At 61.3% G+C, this 18,615-nt stretch carries 14 protein-coding genes; 3 read left to right on the top strand and 11 right to left on the bottom strand.

Translation table 11 applies throughout. The features are described 5' to 3' along the window. Positions 1 to 2: 2 nt before the first annotated feature. The 3 genes from RBH77_RS00895 to RBH77_RS00885 form a co-directional block, all read right to left on the bottom strand. On the bottom strand, positions 3 to 464 hold the full coding sequence (locus tag RBH77_RS00895) for a cyclic nucleotide-binding domain-containing protein (protein ID WP_311030243.1): 462 nt from the start codon (positions 462 to 464) through the stop codon (positions 3 to 5). Positions 465 to 507: 43 nt separating this feature from the next. Further along, a complete protein-coding gene (locus RBH77_RS00890) occupies positions 508 to 3,156 on the bottom strand; it encodes an ABC transporter transmembrane domain-containing protein (RefSeq protein WP_311030242.1) in 2,649 nt (882 codons plus the stop codon). Positions 3,157 to 3,343: 187 nt separating this feature from the next. Further along, a complete protein-coding gene (locus tag RBH77_RS00885; RefSeq protein WP_311030241.1) occupies positions 3,344 to 4,048 on the bottom strand; it encodes a hypothetical protein in 705 nt (234 codons plus the stop codon). Positions 4,049 to 4,969: 921 nt separating this feature from the next. Between RBH77_RS00885 and RBH77_RS00880 the strand changes: the two genes are divergently transcribed. Then, a complete protein-coding gene (locus RBH77_RS00880; RefSeq protein ID WP_311030240.1) occupies positions 4,970 to 7,144 on the top strand; it encodes a DEAD/DEAH box helicase in 2,175 nt (724 codons plus the stop codon). Beyond that, positions 7,122 to 7,772: a DUF2290 domain-containing protein gene (locus RBH77_RS23945; protein WP_371832821.1), complete on the top strand. Its 651-nt coding sequence runs from the start codon at positions 7,122 to 7,124 to the stop codon at positions 7,770 to 7,772. Before RBH77_RS00880 ends, RBH77_RS23945 begins: the two co-directional genes overlap by 23 nt. Before the next feature lie 10 nt (positions 7,773 to 7,782). On the opposite strand, the gene lepA is transcribed toward RBH77_RS23945, so the two are convergent. After that, complete coding sequence (lepA, locus tag RBH77_RS00875; RefSeq protein WP_311030239.1) at positions 7,783 to 9,588, bottom strand: translation elongation factor 4; 1,806 nt, start codon at positions 9,586 to 9,588, stop codon at positions 7,783 to 7,785. 433 nt (positions 9,589 to 10,021) lie between these two features. On the opposite strand from lepA, the gene rpsU reads away from it, so the two are divergent. Continuing rightward, positions 10,022 to 10,294 (top strand): 30S ribosomal protein S21, encoded by a 273-nt coding sequence (rpsU, locus tag RBH77_RS00870; protein WP_311030238.1) that lies wholly within the window; start codon positions 10,022 to 10,024, stop codon positions 10,292 to 10,294. Positions 10,295 to 10,327: 33 nt separating this feature from the next. Here rpsU and RBH77_RS00865 read toward each other — a convergent pair whose 3' ends face one another. The 7 genes from RBH77_RS00865 to RBH77_RS00835 form a co-directional block, all read right to left on the bottom strand. Beyond that, entirely contained in the window at positions 10,328 to 11,947 is a 1,620-nt protein-coding gene (locus RBH77_RS00865; protein ID WP_311030237.1) for a glycoside hydrolase family 43 protein, read from the bottom strand. Between the two features lie 281 nt (positions 11,948 to 12,228). Then, the gene (gene mgrA / locus RBH77_RS00860) at positions 12,229 to 13,272 is read right to left on the bottom strand and encodes an L-glyceraldehyde 3-phosphate reductase (RefSeq protein WP_311030236.1); all 1,044 of its coding nucleotides are present in this window, start codon (positions 13,270 to 13,272) and stop codon (positions 12,229 to 12,231) included. Positions 13,273 to 13,475: 203 nt separating this feature from the next. Further along, entirely contained in the window at positions 13,476 to 14,615 is a 1,140-nt protein-coding gene (locus tag RBH77_RS00855) for a Gfo/Idh/MocA family protein (RefSeq protein ID WP_311030235.1), read from the bottom strand. A gap of 15 nt (positions 14,616 to 14,630) precedes the next feature. Next, on the bottom strand, positions 14,631 to 15,377 hold the full coding sequence (locus tag RBH77_RS00850; protein ID WP_311030234.1) for a sugar phosphate isomerase/epimerase family protein: 747 nt from the start codon (positions 15,375 to 15,377) through the stop codon (positions 14,631 to 14,633). A gap of 201 nt (positions 15,378 to 15,578) precedes the next feature. After that, positions 15,579 to 16,664, bottom strand: coding sequence for an ABC transporter ATP-binding protein (locus tag RBH77_RS00845; RefSeq protein ID WP_311030233.1), 1,086 nt, complete (start codon positions 16,662 to 16,664; stop codon positions 15,579 to 15,581). 11 nt (positions 16,665 to 16,675) lie between these two features. Continuing rightward, on the bottom strand, positions 16,676 to 17,590 hold the full coding sequence (locus tag RBH77_RS00840; protein WP_311032696.1) for a carbohydrate ABC transporter permease: 915 nt from the start codon (positions 17,588 to 17,590) through the stop codon (positions 16,676 to 16,678). A 23-nt stretch (positions 17,591 to 17,613) separates the two neighbouring features. Then, complete coding sequence (locus RBH77_RS00835) at positions 17,614 to 18,507, bottom strand: carbohydrate ABC transporter permease (protein WP_311030232.1); 894 nt, start codon at positions 18,505 to 18,507, stop codon at positions 17,614 to 17,616. Positions 18,508 to 18,615: the final 108 nt, after the last annotated feature.

Raw genomic sequence — 18,615 nt, 5'->3', positions numbered from 1 at the left:
GTTCAGCCTCCGTTGCGTGCTTCCAGCGCCGCGACCAGATCGCTCGTCGTATCGGCGACGCGCCGCGCCAGGACACGGATGATCTGCAAGGCGACCCCGGGATATTCCGCGATCAGGTTCAGAAAACTCTCCTTGGGTATCCGAAGCGCGACCAGATCGCCCTTCGCCCGCACGGTGGCGGTGCGGGGAATGTCGCATAGCGCGGAAATCTCGCCGAAAAGAGCATGCTGGGGCAGATGCGCCACCCTGACCTCATGCCCGTTCCTTTCGGTCAGCACGTCCGCCGACCCTTCCAGGATGAAATAGGCATCTCCGTCCGTGGAACCCTGACGGAACACGGCCTCGCCATCCTCGAAGCCCAATTTCTCGGACGAATAGGCAAGAAGCTTGAGCTTGCCGGTTTCGATCGAGGAGAAGAACGGAACGCTCCGCAGAAGCGTCACTTCCTGGTCGAGCGATGTCATGTTGCACTCCGTTTGGAACGGTCTGGGAACATAGGGCGATCCATCAGGCTTTGACGAGCTTGGCGAAGTCGGGAAGTGCTTCCAGAAGTTTCTCTGGCGCGTCATCCGCGACGATGCGGCCATGCCGCAACATAAGCACGCGGTCGAACAGGATCGCATGCGCGGGATCGGCTGGCGCGCACAAAATGCCGAGCCTGCCTCCGTTCGAATTTTCTGCCTGGGATAGTATGGCCTGGAGTATCTTGCGCTGTTCTTCGCCGGGCAACGTCGCCAGCGGGCGATTGAGGATCAGGAAATCCGGCTTTTTCATCAATGCGCGCGCCAGCCGGAGCTTCTGCCTCTGTGCTTCCGACAGGCCGCGTCCGCCAACTCCGGCATGGAAAGCGAGACCGGCTTCGAAAGGAAGGCTGGAAATGTCCAGTTCCTCCATGACCGCCGCCACCATTGCCTTGATGCGCGCCCGTCCGCCGACCAGATTGGTTTCAATCCTGCCGAAGAGGATATTGTCCGCGATCGTCAGCGACGGGTTGTATACGTAGAGATCGTTGAAGCTGATCTTTTGGTCGGGATCGCCCTCGAGCATCTTTCTGAGGCGCAGCCGGGCCTCCACGACCCTTTCCTTGATCTCGTCGTTGAGAAGGCCGAACCGGTCGCGCGGCTCGATGTAATCCATCGATAGGGAGACGAGGGTTTCCTCATCCTCGCCGGACATCGTGCCGGTGCCGGCCTGCTCGATGCGGCCGAGGATTGTCCGAAGTTTTTCGATCTGTTCAGGCGTCGGTCCCGTCGCGTGGCCGAAGAGCGCGCTTGTCGACGGCAGGTCGGCGAACATCTCGACGAAGGTTTTCGCGACGTCGGTTCCGAGCGCGGCCAGCAGGCTCCACAGCCCGGTCTCGCCGAGCAGGCTCCTGACCATGGGATTGCGGGCAAGGACCGGGGGTGCAAAAGCCGGATCGATCGGCATGCCGAACAGGATGTTTTCCGCGACCGAGGACTGCATATTGTAGTGGCTGCGATCGAAAGGCTCTACCAGATTTTCCAACCCCGCCGCGGCAAGTTTCTCGCGCAGCAAGACACGCGCCTTGTCGATCGACGGCTGGATCCGGCCGATGGCATTGGGGTGGAGATGGCTGGCGAGCCCGATGTCCCGGATGTCGCCGATGAGCCCCGTCATAGCCGTCACCGATTGCATATGGCTCGCCATGTCCGTTCCGATGCGCCGGCGGTCGATCCAGTCCGCCGAAGGGTCGAACTCGGAATTGCCGGAGCGCCTTGCTTCCAGCAATCCCTGCGCGACGGAGGCGTTGCCGGCAGGGGGCTCCGAGGAAGACATTTGCCGGTTGCGCAGGACCTCGACCAGAAGATCCGCCACGGTCCCGACCGGAAAATAGGCCGCGCCGTCCGCGTAGCCGATGGCCCGTCCGGTGACGGCCTCCGAGAGATCCTTCATATCGGCGCCGTCGAGCAGGACCCGGCCTGAGGACGGGCTGGCGAGACGGGCGGCGATCTCGAGCAGCATCGAGCCCCCCTCGGGCGGTTCGGCCAGCAAAGCTACCCTTTCCCTTGCTCCGACCTGGATGGTGACGCCTCCCAGATGCGCCGCAGTGCCGGGCTCCTGACAGGCGACGTTGTGGAATTCGAAGCCGTTCTCGATCCGCCTGAAATCATCGTCGGCGGCCTGCAAGCGCGCCGGCATCAAATCGTCGCGGCTGAATTCCTCGATCGCATGGGCATAGCGGATCTGCGCCATCAGCCGCTGCTGGTCCCAGTCGATCAGCCCTTTGACCGGCGTCGGCAGGTCCTTGTAGGCGGCGATGGACGCCACCAGGCCGCCCAGGTCGAGCCGCCCGGTGATCACGAAATACCCGCCGATCAGATAGAAGAGGACCGACAGCAACTGCATCAGGAGATTGTTCAGGAACTTGACCGCGAACTTGCGCTTGAAGAGTTCCAGGCGGATGAAGAAGATCGTGCCGAGGCGGCTGGAAAAGTCCGCGCGCACGAAATTCGACGTGTCGTTCAGGTGAACGTCGTCCATGCCCTGCAGGACCTCGCCGATCCGCCCGGCCATTTCGCGCGCCGTAATCTGCCGATCCCGGCCGAGTTCGAGCAGCCGGCGCCGCAGGCGCGGAATGACCCAGACCTGGATGCCGATGACGGCAAGTGTCAGGAACCCGAAGAAGAATGACTGCAGGAAGAGGAAGATCAGCGCCGTGATGGCCTGCCCGGCGAGGAACAGCGGCGCCGAATAGGAATCGCCTATGAAGTCGGAAAGCGGGTCGACCTCGTCCTTGATGATGCCGGCTATCTCGGAAGGCTTTGCCTGCCTTGCGTGGAAAACCGGGAATCGCAGCACGCGATCCATCATCTCGTAGCGGAGACGGCGCAGGACGCGCTCGCCGGTGATCCCCTTGTAGGTGTTGATGTAGAGCTTGAACCAGCCGTTCAGCACGAGGAGCGCCGTATAGACGAAACAGAGCGCGAGAAGGAGCGGCAGGCGCGTCAGCTCGAAGCCCGGAAAGAGAATGACGGGTTTCCCGGCCAGGCTTTCGGCGAAGGGCAGGGTGAGACGCAGGAATACGTGCGTGTCGGCGGGAGAATGGAATCCCTTGCCCTGGATCGGCAGGTTGATGATCTGCTTGGGCAGATCGAGGGAATAGAAATAAAGCGGCATGGACACGAGAATGACCACGAAAATCCATGCCTGGAGGCTCCTGGTGTGCGCCCAGATATATTTTAGAAGGCTCTTCTCCATGGCACCCGTGGGCGAAGTTGCCGATAAGCCTTACGCTATTTTGTGCCAACTCCTCCGTCCATGAAATTCGAAGAGCGCGGATTTCTCGTTCGTGCGGAACTATCGCCTCAAACGCCGCCGCCGCTCAGGCGCCTTCTTCCGCGGCAGCGCTTGCCATGCGCATTTTCCTGTCCTCGAACATGGCCATGAGCGCCGCGTGCACTTCCTCTTCCGGCAGATGGGTGAGGCCGATATGGTCTACCGCCGCCCACGGCTCCCCCAGCCTTGCCGTCAGCCGCGCCTCGACCAGCGCGTCGAGCCGGTCGATCAGCCGCTCGACCGTCGGGCGCAAAATGTCCACGCGCCCCGCGCTGTGCACGCAGGGCGGCCATGCCGGCCCCGGATAGAAGCACCATTCCCGGCCCCGTCGCTCGCCCGTGCAGGCCGCCGCGCGGTTGCAACTCGGCCGTTCGCAGCGCGACGGGATGCCGAGCATGCCGATGAGAAGCCGCGCCAAGCCGAGCGTCACGCCCGAGGCGCGGACATGGCTCTCGTGCGCAAGCGCGCAAGCTTCATTCTGTGCCGTGCTCAGGCCGAGGACGCGGGCCGCGCCGGCATAGGGCAACGCCGGCCAGGGGTCGTCCGCCGGCAAGAAGAGCTGCGTGAGCGGCGCCCGGACGGCGCTCGCCGGAACGGAGAGGAAGTCGTCGGCCCACATCTGCCAGGCGGCCTCCTGCGGCACATAGATATGTTCCAGCACCTGCGCGCGGTGAATATCGTCGGCGCCGATCGGCCGCTCGCGCCAGTCCTTCCCGTCATTCGCTCCATCGCGCTTCTTGCCATGCTTCATCGGTGATTCTCCTTTCGCTTCGCGCTCATGCGGCATGCTCCGTTTCGCCCTTCGACACCCCCCTCTGTCCTGCCGGACATCTCCCCCTCAAGGGGGGAGATCAGCCGTCACCGCGGCTCGGACCAATCTCTGAAGCTACAGAAAAGGAGAGCGGACAGGGCGGCCGGCTAATCTCCACCCTTGAGGGGGAGATGTCCGGCAGGACAGGGGGGTGCTGTCCCGCAAGCCCCTCGGCGTTCATCATGCCGCACCTCATACCCGCCACGCTGCCCTTCGGCCCTGGCCATTGAAAAGTCCGGGAAGACGGGCGGCCGAAAGCTCGCTCATCTAAAGTTTATGTGCGACCTCGCGGCCGCCCGTCCGGCGATTTCTGTTCCCGCCTGTTCCGCTGCTCCCCGCCTTTCCCGTGGCTTTGCCGCTGCGACTGTTGCAACGGCTTCGCCCGCGATCGGGGCGGGGTCTGTGTGCCTCTTTCCGGCACGCAGGGGTCATAGTGCCCCCAGGGGAACCTCTCGGCAGGACCTCCCCGGCCACACGGCTGCGTCAGCCGCGCAACGGAGGCGCCGGTCCCTTCCCGCCAAACCGCCGTCGCGACCGAGCGTCCCGGCGAAAGGGACCGAAGCAGGATAAGGGAGGTCGGGAGGGGCGTGGATAAGATTTTTGTGGAAGGCGGGTCGCCCAATCTTTCTTTGGGGAAGAGGAAAGGCTTTCAATATCTTAGCCATAGGCAAAGCGGAGGCTACATGTTGGAAATCGCGAGCGAAGGGGCTGCTTTTTGCAACGTTCCAACTCGGCTAACACGCCGTACTGGCTCGCTTCGCGGTATTCCAGAGCCGCCAAGTCGTCACATTGCCTTGCCGTGTCAACTGGAGCACATTTGACTGATCGGCTCCCTTTTGCAATGTGTGTGAGAGGGACTGAATGCCTGCAAATTTTGCTGCCGCTGGCTGGTATCATATGGTCGATGTTGTCTACGGAAACGAAACACTCAGCGCCACCCACCGATCACTTCGTGATGCAGTGATACAGTTGGACCACGACGGCACTTTCTTTATCGGTTATCCCATTCTTACAACTGCGAACGGCGCCTTCCAGATTGATGCGCTTCTCGTCTCAAGACAGACAGGCTTGGTTGCGTTCGATCTCTCCAGTCTGAATGCAACTTACGATAACGGCATTCCTGCCGAGGTTTTGGATCATCAGGATCAGATATTTTCGGCCATCGCCGCCAAACTCACCGAAGATGGGCGTTTGGTACGTCGGCGAGAAATCCGAATCCCAATCAATATAGTAACGATATCTGAAGACTATGATGGAGGTGAGGAAGGCTCCTTTGTAAGCACCACGGTACATGTTGCCCAACTCGTGGATGATTTCAAGGAAATCTCGGAGGACGATTACAGAATTCTAAACTCTGTAATCGAACGCACCGCAACACTCAGGCCAAGAAAACAACGCACATCGGTAAGTAAGCCTAATTCCAAAGGGAGCCAAATAAAGTTAATAGATAGTAAAATAGCCAATTTAGATGCAGCACAAAAAAGAGCTGCAATTGAGTTTCCAGATGGCCCACAGCGGATTCGTGGCCTAGCCGGCAGTGGCAAAACCATAGTTCTCGCTATGAAAGCATCATACTTACATCTAAAAAACCCTAACTGGCGTGTAGCGCTAACCTTTTATACTCGTTCCTTGTACCAGCAGCTTATTGGATTGGCACGTCGGTTCTCTTTTGAATTTGTGAAAGATGAGCCCGACTGGGAGAAACTTACTATATTACACGCATGGGGAAGCTCTTATACGACAGGAATTTATGCCGAAATTGCCATGCGGGTAGGTGCTCCTGTCCGAAATTATCAATACGCCCGTGAGAAATTTCGGTACGGAGCGGAATTTGAAGGCATCATCGATGAACTTTACGATTTTGTTATGGAGCATAAGGAGCGCGTCAGCCCAATTTATGACGTTGTTCTAATTGATGAAGCACAGGATCTTCCTCAGAAGTTTTTTGAACTAATTTTCTTATTCACGAAACCCCCGCATAGAATTGTGTATGCCTATGACGAACTTCAAACATTGAACGAAACTGAAATGCCATCTCCTCAGGATTTATTTGGCAGAAAGCAAAATAATAGGCCGCGAGTCACCCTTACCAATAGTGACGATAGGCCAAAGCAAGATATTGTCCTTCCTGTATGCTATCGCAATAACCAATGGGCTCTTACAACAGCGCATGGTCTAGGCTTCGGTCTCAAGCGAGGGCGGGGACTCGTTCAGATGTTTGAGCGACCTGCTACTTGGACTGATATCGGTTACGAGGTAGTGGGCGGGCGTCTCGATCTTGGAAGGGCTGTAGAACTTCGCCGAGCTGCTAGCGCAACTCCCACCTTTTTTGCAGAAATTCTTTCTGAAAGTGATGCGGTAAAATTCTCCGTCTTTGACAACGAAGCCGAAGAGTACCAAGCTTTGGCAAGAGCCATCAGGCACAATCTTGATCAAGATGAATTAGAGCCCGATGATATACTGATTGTCGTAAGCGAAATAAGAAAAATTCGTTCAAAGGGCGGTGCGATTATGAGGGCGCTCGCCAAAGAGAAGATCGTTTCACATGTCGTGGGCGTTACACAATCGACTGACGAAATATTTTCTAAATCATCAGTTGCAGTTACGCATATACATCGTGCGAAAGGCAACGAAGCCCCAATGGTCTACGTCGTTGGTGCAGACTATTGTTTTGAAGGGTTCAACATTGGCACTCTCCGCAACGTGTTATTTACGGCTATCACCCGGTCGAAAGCTTGGGTGAGAGTGTCGGGGTGCGGGACGCAAATGGCTGGGTTGATAGAAGAGTTTAGCGGCATTCGGGCGGATGAGTACGTGCTTGATTTCAAATATCCCACGAAAAAGGAACTTGGACGTATTAAGACTAGATACCGTGATATGTCGGATGTCGAAGCGAAAAATATTGAGGCGGACCTAGAAGTCTTAAGTCGTGTCTTACCGCTCATTGAAAGTGGTCGTGTTTCCCTTTCGGATTTGCCCCCACATGTGGCGGCGGCGCTGAGGCATTTGGTAAATGACGCCGGCGACTCTGAGTGACTTTATAGGCCGGCTTTTTGAGATCGGCTTTATTTCACAATCCAATGCCGTTACGACTTATCCGTCCGGTGAAGGAGTATTGGTCGAAGTAGGCGACACATCGCAACCGTCATCTTTTAGCCCGATCTACGAGAACTCGCTCGCACATTACATAGATATGTTCAATGAGGGGAAGTACTCACTTATCATTTTTGACGGATCATTGATATCAATAAAGTACATTGTAAGTAAAAACGGGAAAAGGATTAGCTGGCACAGATTCGTATATTTCCCCGCTATTGTGAAGATAGATGTTGCGGCAGGCGACGGACCGGCCGATTTGCCCCCGCCGGATAATTATGTCCGCGTCCCTAGACAGGCGCTACTTCGCTTTGAATATGCACCTGACGACGCAAGGGTGGATCACCCAGCATCCCATTTGCACTTAAATTCAGCTACGTGCAGAATGCCGATGACATCCAGGTTAGGAGTGCCGGAATTTTTACATTTTATAATTGACAATTTCTATCCGAGTTTCCGTGAGAAATATCAGAAAGTATTGCCGTCAAAAATGCAATATAGAGATGATCTGTCGATAGATGATCATCGGCGGTTTAGGGTGGCAGCTCCGAATTTGGAAAATCTATAGGTTTAGTTTCTCAATCCCCCATCTTCAGCGCTTCGATGAACGCCGCCTGCGGAATATCCACTTTCCCGAACTGGCGCATGCGCTTTTTGCCTTCCTTCTGCTTTTCCAGAAGCTTGCGTTTGCGCGTCACGTCGCCGCCGTAGCATTTGGCGGTCACGTCCTTCCTTAGCGCTGAGATCGTCTCGCGAGCGATGACGCTGCCGCCGATCGCCGCCTGCAGCGGGATCTTAAACATGTGCTTGGGAATCAGCTCCTTCAGCTTCTCCACAAGCGCGCGGCCGCGCTTTTCCGCCGCCGAGCGGTGCACCATCATGGAGAGCGCGTCGACCGGCTCGCCGTTCACCAGAACCGACATCTTGACGAGGTTGCCCTCGCGATAGTCGGTCAAATGGTAGTCGAAGCTGGCATAGCCCTTGGAGATGGATTTCAGCCGGTCGTAGAAGTCGAACACGACCTCGTTCAGCGGCAAATCGTAGGTCAGCATGGCGCGCTTGCCCACATAGGAAAGATCGTGCTGGACGCCGCGCCGGTCCTGGCAGAGCTTCAATATGCCGCCGAGATAGTCGTCGGGGGTGAGGATCGTGGCGCGTATCCACGGCTCCTCGATCGATGCGACCTTCACCGGGTCGGGCATGTCGGCCGGGTTGTGCAGTTCCTTCTCCGTACCGTCGGTCAGGTGCAGCTTGTACACGACCGAGGGCGCGGTCGCGATCAGGTCGAGGTCGAATTCGCGCTCCAGCCGCTCCTGGATGATCTCCAGATGTAAGAGGCCGAGGAAGCCGCAGCGGAAGCCGAAGCCGAGCGCGGCCGAGGTCTCCATCTCGAAGGAGAAGGAGGCGTCGTTGAGGCGCAGCTTGCCCATCGCCGCGCGCAGATCCTCGAAATCGGCGGCGTCGACCGGGAAGAGGCCGCAGAAGACCACCGGCTGCGCCGGCTTGAAGCCTGGCAGCATGGTTCCGGTCGGGCGGCGGTCCTCGGTGATCGTGTCGCCGACGCGCGTGTCGGCGACTTCCTTGATCGAGGCGGTGATGAAGCCGAGTTCGCCGGGGCCGAGCTCGTCCACCTGCACCATCTTCGGCGTGAACACGCCGACGCGCTCGACCGGGTATTTGGCGCCGGTGCCCATCATGCGGATGGTCTGGCCCTTCTTCAGCACGCCGTCGACCACCCGCACCAAGACGATGACGCCGAGATAGGGGTCGTACCAGCTGTCGACCAGCATGGCCTTGAGCGGGGCGGCCGCGTCTCCCGTCTTCGGCGCGGGGAGCTGGTGGACGATGGCTTCCAGCACGTCCTCGACGCCGAGGCCGGTCTTGGCCGAGATCATCACTGCCTGGGAGGCGTCGATGCCGATCACCTCCTCGACCTGTTCCTTGACGCGCTCGGGCTCGGCGGCGGGCAGGTCCACCTTGTTCAGCACCACGACGATCTCGTGGTCGTTCTCGATCGCCTGGTAGACATTGGCGAGCGTCTGCGCCTCGACGCCCTGGCTGGCGTCGACCACGAGCAGCGAGCCCTCGCAGGCGGCGAGCGACCGCGACACCTCATAGGCAAAATCGACATGGCCGGGCGTGTCGATGAGGTTCAGGACGTATTCCTCGCCGTTCCTGGCCTTGTAGTGCAGGCGCACGGTCTGCGCCTTGATGGTGATGCCGCGCTCGCGCTCGATATCCATCGAATCGAGCACCTGCTCCTTCATCTCGCGCAGGTCGAGCCCGCCCGTCATCTGGATCAGCCGGTCGGCGAGCGTCGACTTGCCGTGGTCGATATGGGCGACGATGGCGAAGTTGCGGATGTGGTCGAGCGGTGTCGTCATGGCCGCGCGTATAGAGATTTCGGCCCGCGCTGGGAAGCGGGAATTCCGCCGCGGATCGCGTGGCGCAGGGGAACCTCCACCCCTGTCCCCTCCCCACAAGTGGGCCAAGGGGGAAGGGAGACGCCGACATGATGTCCCGGGCTACAATGATCGACGTTTGCGCCATGCGACGCTGGGCCGAGTTCCCCTCCTCCTTGTGGGGAGGGGTTAGGGTGGGGGTAAACGGCCGCGCCAATTCCACATGCAATCGCCCTGCACGGGGGGTGGGCATGGGCGGCGAAAGGTGTTAATGCCGCTTCGTCGTCAAGACACCCCGATATGCGGCCGCCGCTCTGGCCGTGCCGCCGGCGCCGCCCTATATGTGGCGCATCATCATAAAACCGCCTGCGCCGCCTCGCGGCGTATCACGTTACTCGAACGTCAGGATGATTCATTGCAGGTACTCGTACGCGATAACAATGTCGAACAGGCCCTGAGGGTCCTCAAGAAGAAGATGCAGCGCGAAGGCGTGTTCCGCGAGATGCGCGCCCGCCGTTCCTATGAGAAGCCGTCGGAGCGCCGCGCCCGCGAGAAGGCCGAGGCCATTCGCCGTTCGCGCAAGGCCGCCCGCAAGCAGGCGCAGCGCGAAGGGCTGCTCCCGGCTCCGAAGAAGAAGCTGCGCACAGTCCCCGGACGCCCCGCCGCGCCTTCCTCCCACTCGGCCTGAGCTTCCGACCAGGGCGGCAACCTCGCCGCCCCGCTATTCTTTTGCCTTATAGCTGAAACGGTCGAAATCGGCCGGCTGCCCGGAGCCTGAAATATCGAAGGCCGCCATGCCGACGAACGCGCCGGTGAACGAGCCGTGCTCGCCTCGGCCCGCCTCGTCGGAGATCAGGCTGGCGTCGAGCACGGGGCCGATGGCCTGCCAATCGGCGCCTCGTTCCCGGGTCCGCCAGTAGAATCGCAGCGCGGCGTCCTGCACCTCCATGGCAAGCTCGACCGGCCCTTCCGCCGGCAGCGCGACCGGCTCGGAGAGCGGGAAGGTGAGCCGCCCGTCCGGCCAGTCGCCGGGGCAGCTCATGATGGTGAGCACGCGACCGTGCCGCGCGTCATGCGTCACGGCGAGGAAGTGGAATTTGTGCCGGTTGTAGTAGTGGATGAGGCCGGCCGCCTGCTGGAAATTCTCCGGCCGGAAGTCGATGCGCGTCTCGGCGCGGAAGGAAAAATGCTCCTGCCGCCGCGCCACCAGCGCCTGCTCGAACCAGCTTCCGATGGATTCCCGCGCGAAGAGACGCAGGTGTCCCGGCCGCGCCGTCAGCGAGAAAATGCGCTTCGGATAGGGCGTTCGCAGCCACTGGAAGTCGAGCGGCAGCGCCGTCTCGTCGAACGCATAGTCCACGCGCGCCGGGCCGGGTATATGCGCCGCGTCGTCCGGCGCGGGCACCTCGACCGACGGCACCGGCCCGCCATCGGCGAGCCTCAGCCAGCCGTCCTTTCCCCATACGCATTTCTGGATCGCCGTCTCGCGCCCGAGCGGCGAGCGCCGCGTGCCCGGCAGCGGCCGCGAGGTCAGATGCGTGTGATAGAACGCGCCCTCCGGCGTCTCCACGATCTGGCCGTGGCCGGCGCGCTGCAGCGGTGCGTCGGGCGCATCCTTCGAGGTGATGACGTGGGTATCGGGGTGCAGTTCATAAGGCCCGTCGATCGCCCGTGAACGCGCCATGGTGACGGCGTGGTCGTAGCCGGTGCCGCCTTCGGCCGTGGTGAGATAGTACCAGCCGTGACGCCTGAAGAGGTGCGGTCCCTCGACCAGCCCGTGCGCGCTGCCGCGGAAGATGTTCTTCGCCTTGCCGACAAGCCGGCCGGCCTTGGCATCGTATTCCTGCAGCAATATGCCGGCGAAGGACGGATGCTTCGGATGGCCGCCGATGCCGTTCGAGACATGGTTCCAGAGCATGTTGAGGAACCATTTCCGCCCGTCATCGTCGTGGAAGAGCGACGGGTCGAAGCCGCTCGAATTGACGTAGACGGGGTCCGACCAGGGGCCGGTCACCGAAGGCGCGGTGGTGATGTAGTTGTGCGCGTCCTTGAAGTTGCCGTCATAGCGCTTGACGTCGGTATAGACGAGCCAGAAGAGCCCGCCGGCGTAAGACAGGCACGGCGCCCAGATGCCGCAGGAATCCGGATTGCCGCGCATGTCGAGCAGGCTCGCCCGGTCGAGCGGCCGGGCGGCGAGCCGCCAGTTAGCGAGATCGGTCGAGTGGTGGATCTGGACGCCCGGATACCATTCGAAGGTCGAGGTCGCGATATAGTAGTCCCGCCCGACCCGGCAGATCGACGGATCGGGATTGAAACCGGGCAGGATAGGGTTCCGGATCATGGGCAAAGTCTCATGGGTGTGAAAAGCCGTGCGTCCTTCGAGGCTCGCCCCGCAAGGGCATGGCTTCGTTCTCTCGATGCAGTGCGGGCTCGCGCCCCAGGATGAGGAAGGTGGGAGCCGGGTCGGCCAATCAATCGCCGGGATAGTGCTCCTGCCCTTTGGCCTATAGCTGCCGGGGCCATGGCTCCCACCTCCCTCATCCTGAGGTGCGAGCCCGCACTGCGGCCGTGGAATCGCACCCGGTGTGTTGGTGGGCGAGCCTCGAAGGACGCACCATCCTGCTATCGCGCCGGCCCCTTCCGCTCCGCCGACGCCGCCCAGATGTTGATGTCGCCCTCGCGCGCGTATTGGTCGATCTCCTTCAGCTCGGCTTGTGAGAATTCGAGATTCTTCAGCGCGCCGACGCTGTCCTCGATCTGCTGCGGCCGGCTGGCGCCGATCAGCGCGGAGGTGACATGGCCGCCACGCAGCACCCAGGCGAGCGCCATCTGCGCGAGCGTCTGGCCGCGCTTTTCGGCGATGCCGTTGAGTGCCTTGATATTGGCGATGGTCTTCTCGTTGATGAAGGATTTCCGGAGCGACTTGCCTTGGGCGGCGCGGCTGTCCTCGGGGATGCCGTTCAGGTACTTGTTGCTCAACATGCCTTGTGCGAGCGGCGAGAACACGATCGAGCCGATGCCAAGCCCTTCCAGCGTGTCGAGCAGCCCGTCTTCCTCCACCCAGCGGTTGATCATGGAATAGCTCGGCTGGTGGATGAGGCAGGGCGTGCCAAGCTGGCGCAGGATGGCGGCGGCTTCCTGCGTGCGCTGCGAATTATAGGACGAGATGCCGGCATAGAGCGCGCGGCCGGAGCGCACCGCGTGGTCGAGCGCCATCATCGTCTCTTCCAGTGGTGTCTCCGGGTCGAAGCGGTGCGAATAGAAGATATCGACATAGTCGAGCCCCATCCGCTTCAGGCTCTGGTCGAGGCTGGCGATCAGGTATTTGCGGCTGCCCCATTCGCCGTAGGGTCCGGGCCACATATTGTAGCCCGCCTTCGAGGAGATGATCAGCTCGTCGCGATAACCGGCGAAGTCGGTGCGCAGGATTTCTCCGAACGCTTCTTCAGCCGAGCCGGGCGGCGGGCCGTAATTGTTGGCGAGATCGAAATGGGTGATGCCGAGGTCGAAAGCCGTCCTGCATAGCGCCCGCTTGGTCTGGTGCGGCGTGTCGCCGCCGAAATTGTGCCACAGGCCGAGCGAGATCGCCGGCAGCTTCAGCCCGGAGCGGCCGCAGCGGTTGTAGCGCATGTTCTGGTAGCGGTTTTCGGCGGGGGTGTAGGGCATGGGGAGTTCCTTGCATTGTAGGGCAAGACCCCCACTCCGCCTCGCTTCGCTCGGCACCTCTCCCCCTCAAAAGGGGAGAGGAAAGCCGGCCGCACCGTTGGCGCCGTTTCCTCTCCCCCGTCGAGCGGGGGAGAGGTGGTCAGCGTAGCTGATCGGAGTGGGGGTCGAATTTCATAGGCGACTATCCTTGCCAAAAGGCAGGTTCAGCGCTTTGCAAGCAGCCCCTTCGCGGCCTTGATGTCAAGCGCCGCCGGTCGCTCGCATGTCGTCTGCATGGGCACGAATTTTCCGGTCTCGCCCGATTTCAATATCCCGGTCATCACCTCGATGGCGTGCAGCGCCGCTTCCATGGAACAACGGTGCGGCCGTCCCTCGGCGATGGCGAGCGCCATATCGGCCAATCCCGCCGCGCGGTAATTGGCAAGCGGCCCGCGCGGCGAATCCTGGTTCGGCACGGCGAAGGGATGGTCCCAGCGCGGCAGCTTCTTCACCGGCTTGTCACGCTTCGAGATCGCCACCTGGCCGCCGAAGAAGTTCGGGTCGGGCACATAGAGCGTGCCTTCCTCGCCATAGAGCTCCATCGGCGCGTGATTGTGCAGCCACACGTCCCAGCTCGCGTTGAAGGTGACGACGGCGCCGCTCTTGAATTCGAGCAGCGCATGGATGGTCGTCGGCGTCTCGACCGTGATCTTCTGGCCGGCGCGGGGCTTCGACGTGATGATGCGTTCGCGCGCCGGAATGGCGGTCAGCGCCGCCACGCCCTTCACGGGCCCGATCAACTGGACGAGGTTCGAGATGTAATACGGGCCGAGATCGAGGATCGGACCGCCGCCCGCCTTGAAGAAGAAATCGGGGTTCGGGTGCCAGTGCTCCATGCCGTGGCTCATGACATGACAGGTGCCGCTGGTGATCCTGCCGACCTTGCCTTCGTCGATCAGATGGCGTGCCAACTGGTGCGCGCCGCCGAGGAAGGTATCGGGCGCGGAGCCGACGCGAAGCCCGTGCTTTTCGGCGCGCCGCTTCAGGTCGAGCCCTTCCTTTACCGAGAGCACGAAAGGCTTTTCCGAATAGACGTGCTTGCCGGCATCAAGGATCGCTTTCAACACCAGATAATGCGCCGCCGGTATGGTGAGATTGACGATGATGTCGATCGCGGGATCGACGAGGATCTCCGCGACTGTTTCGGCGCGTAGCGAAAATTCCTTCGCCCGCGCCTTCGCCGCCTTCATGTCGATGTCGGCACAGGCGCGCATCTCGATGCCGCGGAAGAGCGGCGCGTGCCGCATATAGGCCGCCGAGATGTTGCCGCAGCCGATGACTCCGACGCCCAGTTTCCTAGCCATGTCGATAATATCTCCTCAGAGCCTGTTCGCGGCTTCGATCGAACGGCGCGCGAAGCGCCCGACATCGCTCGGCTTGTCGTGCTCCATGATGAACACCTTGGCCGGCGTCTTGCCGGTGAGCGCCTTCATGATCGTCTTCCAGTCGATGGTGCCGTGGCCGACATCGGCCCAGCCATCCTCGTCGGCGTTCCCGCCTTTCGGCGCAATGTCCTTGACATGGACGGCGGTGATGCGGGAGCCGTAGCGGTCGATCCATTCGAGTGGATCGGCCCCGCCGCGCACCACCCAGGCGACGTCTATCTCCCAGCCGATTTCCGGCGCGGCTTCCAGGATCGCATTCATCGGCATCGAGCCGTCCGGCAGCTTCTCGAATTCGAAATTGTGGTTGTGCCAGCCGAAATCGAAGCCGGCCTTTTTCGCCGCTGCGCCGGCCTTCGCCAGACGTTTGCCGAAAGCCGTCCAGCCGGCCCTGTCCTTCGGCCGCTGGTCCGGCATCAGGAAGGGGCAGATGATGTCGGTCACGCCGAGCGTCTTCGCGATGTCCCCGGCCTTGGCGAAATCGCTTTCCAGCATGTCGATGCCGAAATGGCCGGTCGGCATGGAAAGGCCATTGGCGTCCATCTTCTTCCGGAAAGCGGGCGGATCGTCATAGACGCCGCCGAAGCCTTCGACCTGCCTGTAGCCGGCGTCGGCAACCATTTCGAGGATGCCATCCCATGGTTGGAAATTGCGTGCGCTGTATAGCTGGAATGACCAGTTCATCTGCTTTTCCTATCGTGTGTTTGCAAGGATGAAATGCCCCCACTCCGTCCGCTTCGCGGCCACCTCTCCCCCACATCCGTGGGGTAGAGGAAGGGAGCCAGGCCTCGCGGCCAGCGCTTCCTCTCCCCCGTCGATCGGGGGAGAGGTGGCCGCGAAGTGGACGGAGTGGGGGTTCGAGCCTCATATACGATCGCCCTGCCGTCACAGCCGTTCGCCCGTTTCCGCGTCGAAGACGGAGGCCGCCGCCGGCTGGAAATGGACGTTTATTTTTTCGCCTGTCTTGTGTGTTTCGTCGGGTCCGACGCGGACCGACACCTGTTCGGTGCCGATCGTACCCCACAGAAGGCTGTCGGCGCCCATCGGCTCGACCAGCGTGAGCTTGAGCGGCAGGGCCGCCGCGCCTTGCGCATGCGCGTCGAAATGGATCTGCTCGGGCCGGATACCGAGAACGACCTTCCGGCCGGAGGTGGACTTTTCCGCAAACGGGTAGCCCGAAAGCGGGATCGCCGTGCCGTCTTGCGTGCGCAAGACCGGCGCGCTGTCGGCGACGAGTTCGCCGGAGATGAAATTCATGGCTGGCGAGCCGACGAAGCCGGCGACGAAGCGGTTCACCGGCCGCTGGTAGATTTCCTTAGGCGTCGCGAGTTGCTGGATGACGCCCTGATGCATGACGGCGACGCGGTCGGCGAGCGTCAGCGCCTCGATCTGGTCGTGGGTGACGTAGATCATGGTCGAGCCGAGCGTCATGTGCAGCTTCTTCAGTTCGACACGCAGTTCGGTCCTGAGCTTGGCATCGAGGTTCGACAGCGGCTCGTCGAAGAGGAAGACGCCCGCCTCCCGCACCAGCGCCCGGCCGATCGCGACGCGCTGGCGCTGGCCGCCCGAAAGCTCCGCCGGGCGGCGCTTCAGAAGCGGCTCGATCTGCAGGAGTTCGGCGGTGCGGGCGACGCGGCGGGCGATCTCGTCCTTCGCGACGCCGGCCACCCTGAGGCCGAAGGTGAGGTTGCCTTCCGCCGTCATGCGCGGATAGAGCGCGTAGGACTGGAAGACCATGCCGATGCCGCGATCCTTGGGCTCTTCCCAGGTGACGTTCTTGCCGCCGATCCAGACCTGCCCGGCGTCGATGTCGAGCAGGCCGGCAACGGCGTTCAAGAGCGTGGACTTGCCGCAGCCCGACGGCCCGAGCAGCACGATGAATTCGCCTTCCGCGACCTCAAGGTCGAGGTCGCGCAGCACGCTGAGGCTGCCGAAGGAGACGCCAAGCTTGCGGATCGAGACGCTTGCCATTCTTTTCCTTTTCAGCCCTTCACCGCGCCGGCGGCGATGCCGCGCACGAACCAGCGCCCGGAGATGAAGTAGATTGCGAGCGGCACCGCCGCGGTCAGGATCGTGGCGGCCATGTTGACGTTGTATTCCCTGACGCCGGTGGTGGTGTTGACGATGTTGTTCAACTGCACGGTCATCGGCCAGTTCGGCCGGCCCGAGAAGATGATGCCGAACAGGAAGTCGTTCCAGATGCCCGTCACCTGGATGATGATGGCGACGATCGTGATCGGCACCGACATCGGCACCATGACGTAGAAGAAGGTCTTCCAGAAGCCGGCGCCGTCCACGCGCGCCGCCTTGAACAGTTCGATGGGCAGGCCGGCGTAGAAATTGCGGTAGAGCAGCGTCAGGATCGGCATGCCGAAGATGGTGTGGACGATGATGATGCAGGTCATCGTCGAGTAGATGCCCATGATGCGGAAGCCGATGATGAGCGGATAGATGACCACCTGGTAGGGCACGAAGGCGCCGAAGAGCAGGATGCCGAAAAGCAGGTTGGCGCCCTTGTAGCGCCAGAAGGAGAGCGCGTAGCCGTTGATCGAGCCGATCAGGATCGACAGGATGACGCTCGGCACGGTGATCTTGACGGAGTTCATGAAACCGGGGCTCAGCCCGAAGCAGTCGCGCCCGGTGCAGGCGTGCAGCCAGGCGTCCGTCCATGGCTTGAAGCTTAGTTCCGCCGGCAGGTTGAAGAGGTGACCGAGGCGGATTTCCGGCATCGTCTTCAGCGACGTCACCACCATGATGTAGAGCGGGATGAGGAAGAACAGCGCCGAGACGATGAGGAAGGCATAGATGCCGATGCGGGCTGGCGACAAGCGTGGCGGCTTCGGCCCTTCTGCCTCCCGATGGGCACTCTCGCGCGTCTTGGCACCGATCGGCCGCATATCGGCGCTGCTTGCGGCCATGCTCATGCGTCCGCCTCCGCGCGCAACCTGCGTCGCCAGCCGACGATACCGACGATCGACAGGAGCACGATGATCGGCACCAGCATCATGGTAGCGGCGGCCATGCCCTGGCCGACATTCTGGCTCGAGGTGATCATGTCGATGACGTAGACGGCCGGCATGTTGGTGGAGATGCCCGGGCCGCCGCCGGTCATGGCGATGATGAGGTCGTAGACGCGCACCACGTTCACACATTGCAGCACGAAGGCGGTGACGAGCGCGCCGCGCATCATCGGCAGCGCGATGAAGAGATAGGTGCGCCAAGGCGGGATGCCGTCGACCTTGGCCGCTTTCATGACCTCTGAATCGATGCCGCGCAGGCCGGCCAGCATGATCGCCATCGAGACGCCGCTGCCCTGCCAGATGCCGGCGACGACGAGGCCGTAGATCGCGGTGTTGACATCGACCAGCGGGGCGAAGTGGAAGCTCGTCCAGCCCCAATGGTGCATCGCGGATTGCAGGCCGAGATTGGGATCGAGCGCCCATTGCCAGACCAGCCCGGTCACGATCAGCGACATGGCGAAGGGATAGAGGAAGACGGACCGCAGCAGATCCTCGCCGCGTACGTTCTGGTCCATGAAGACGGCGAGCAGGAAGCCGAAGACCATGTTACCGCCGATGGTGAGCAGCCCGTAGATCCAGATGTTGGAGACGGAGACCAACCAGCGGTCGCTCGCCCACAGGCGGTAATATTGCTTGAGCCCGACGAAGTCGTAGGCGGGGAAGAGTTTCGAGCTCGTGAACGACCAGAAGAAGGTGAAGGCGATGCCGATGACGAAGACGCCGACCGCGACGAGGATCATCGGGACCGTGCCGATGACCGCGCTGTAGTTGAAGCGTCGCCTGGTTCGAGCCATCGGGCCTTCCCTGTTCGCCTTGCTAGTCGGTTGGATTTGCGAGCCTTCGGATGGGGTTACCCTCCAAGGCAGGTCCATCGCATAGGAGGACATTTCCCCCACTCCGTC

The organism is Mesorhizobium koreense, assembly GCF_031656215.1.
Lineage (GTDB): Bacteria > Pseudomonadota > Alphaproteobacteria > Rhizobiales > Rhizobiaceae > Mesorhizobium_L > Mesorhizobium_L koreense.
Note: the sequence above shows the minus strand (reverse complement) of the source record. Positions and strands in the feature narration are given on the sequence as shown.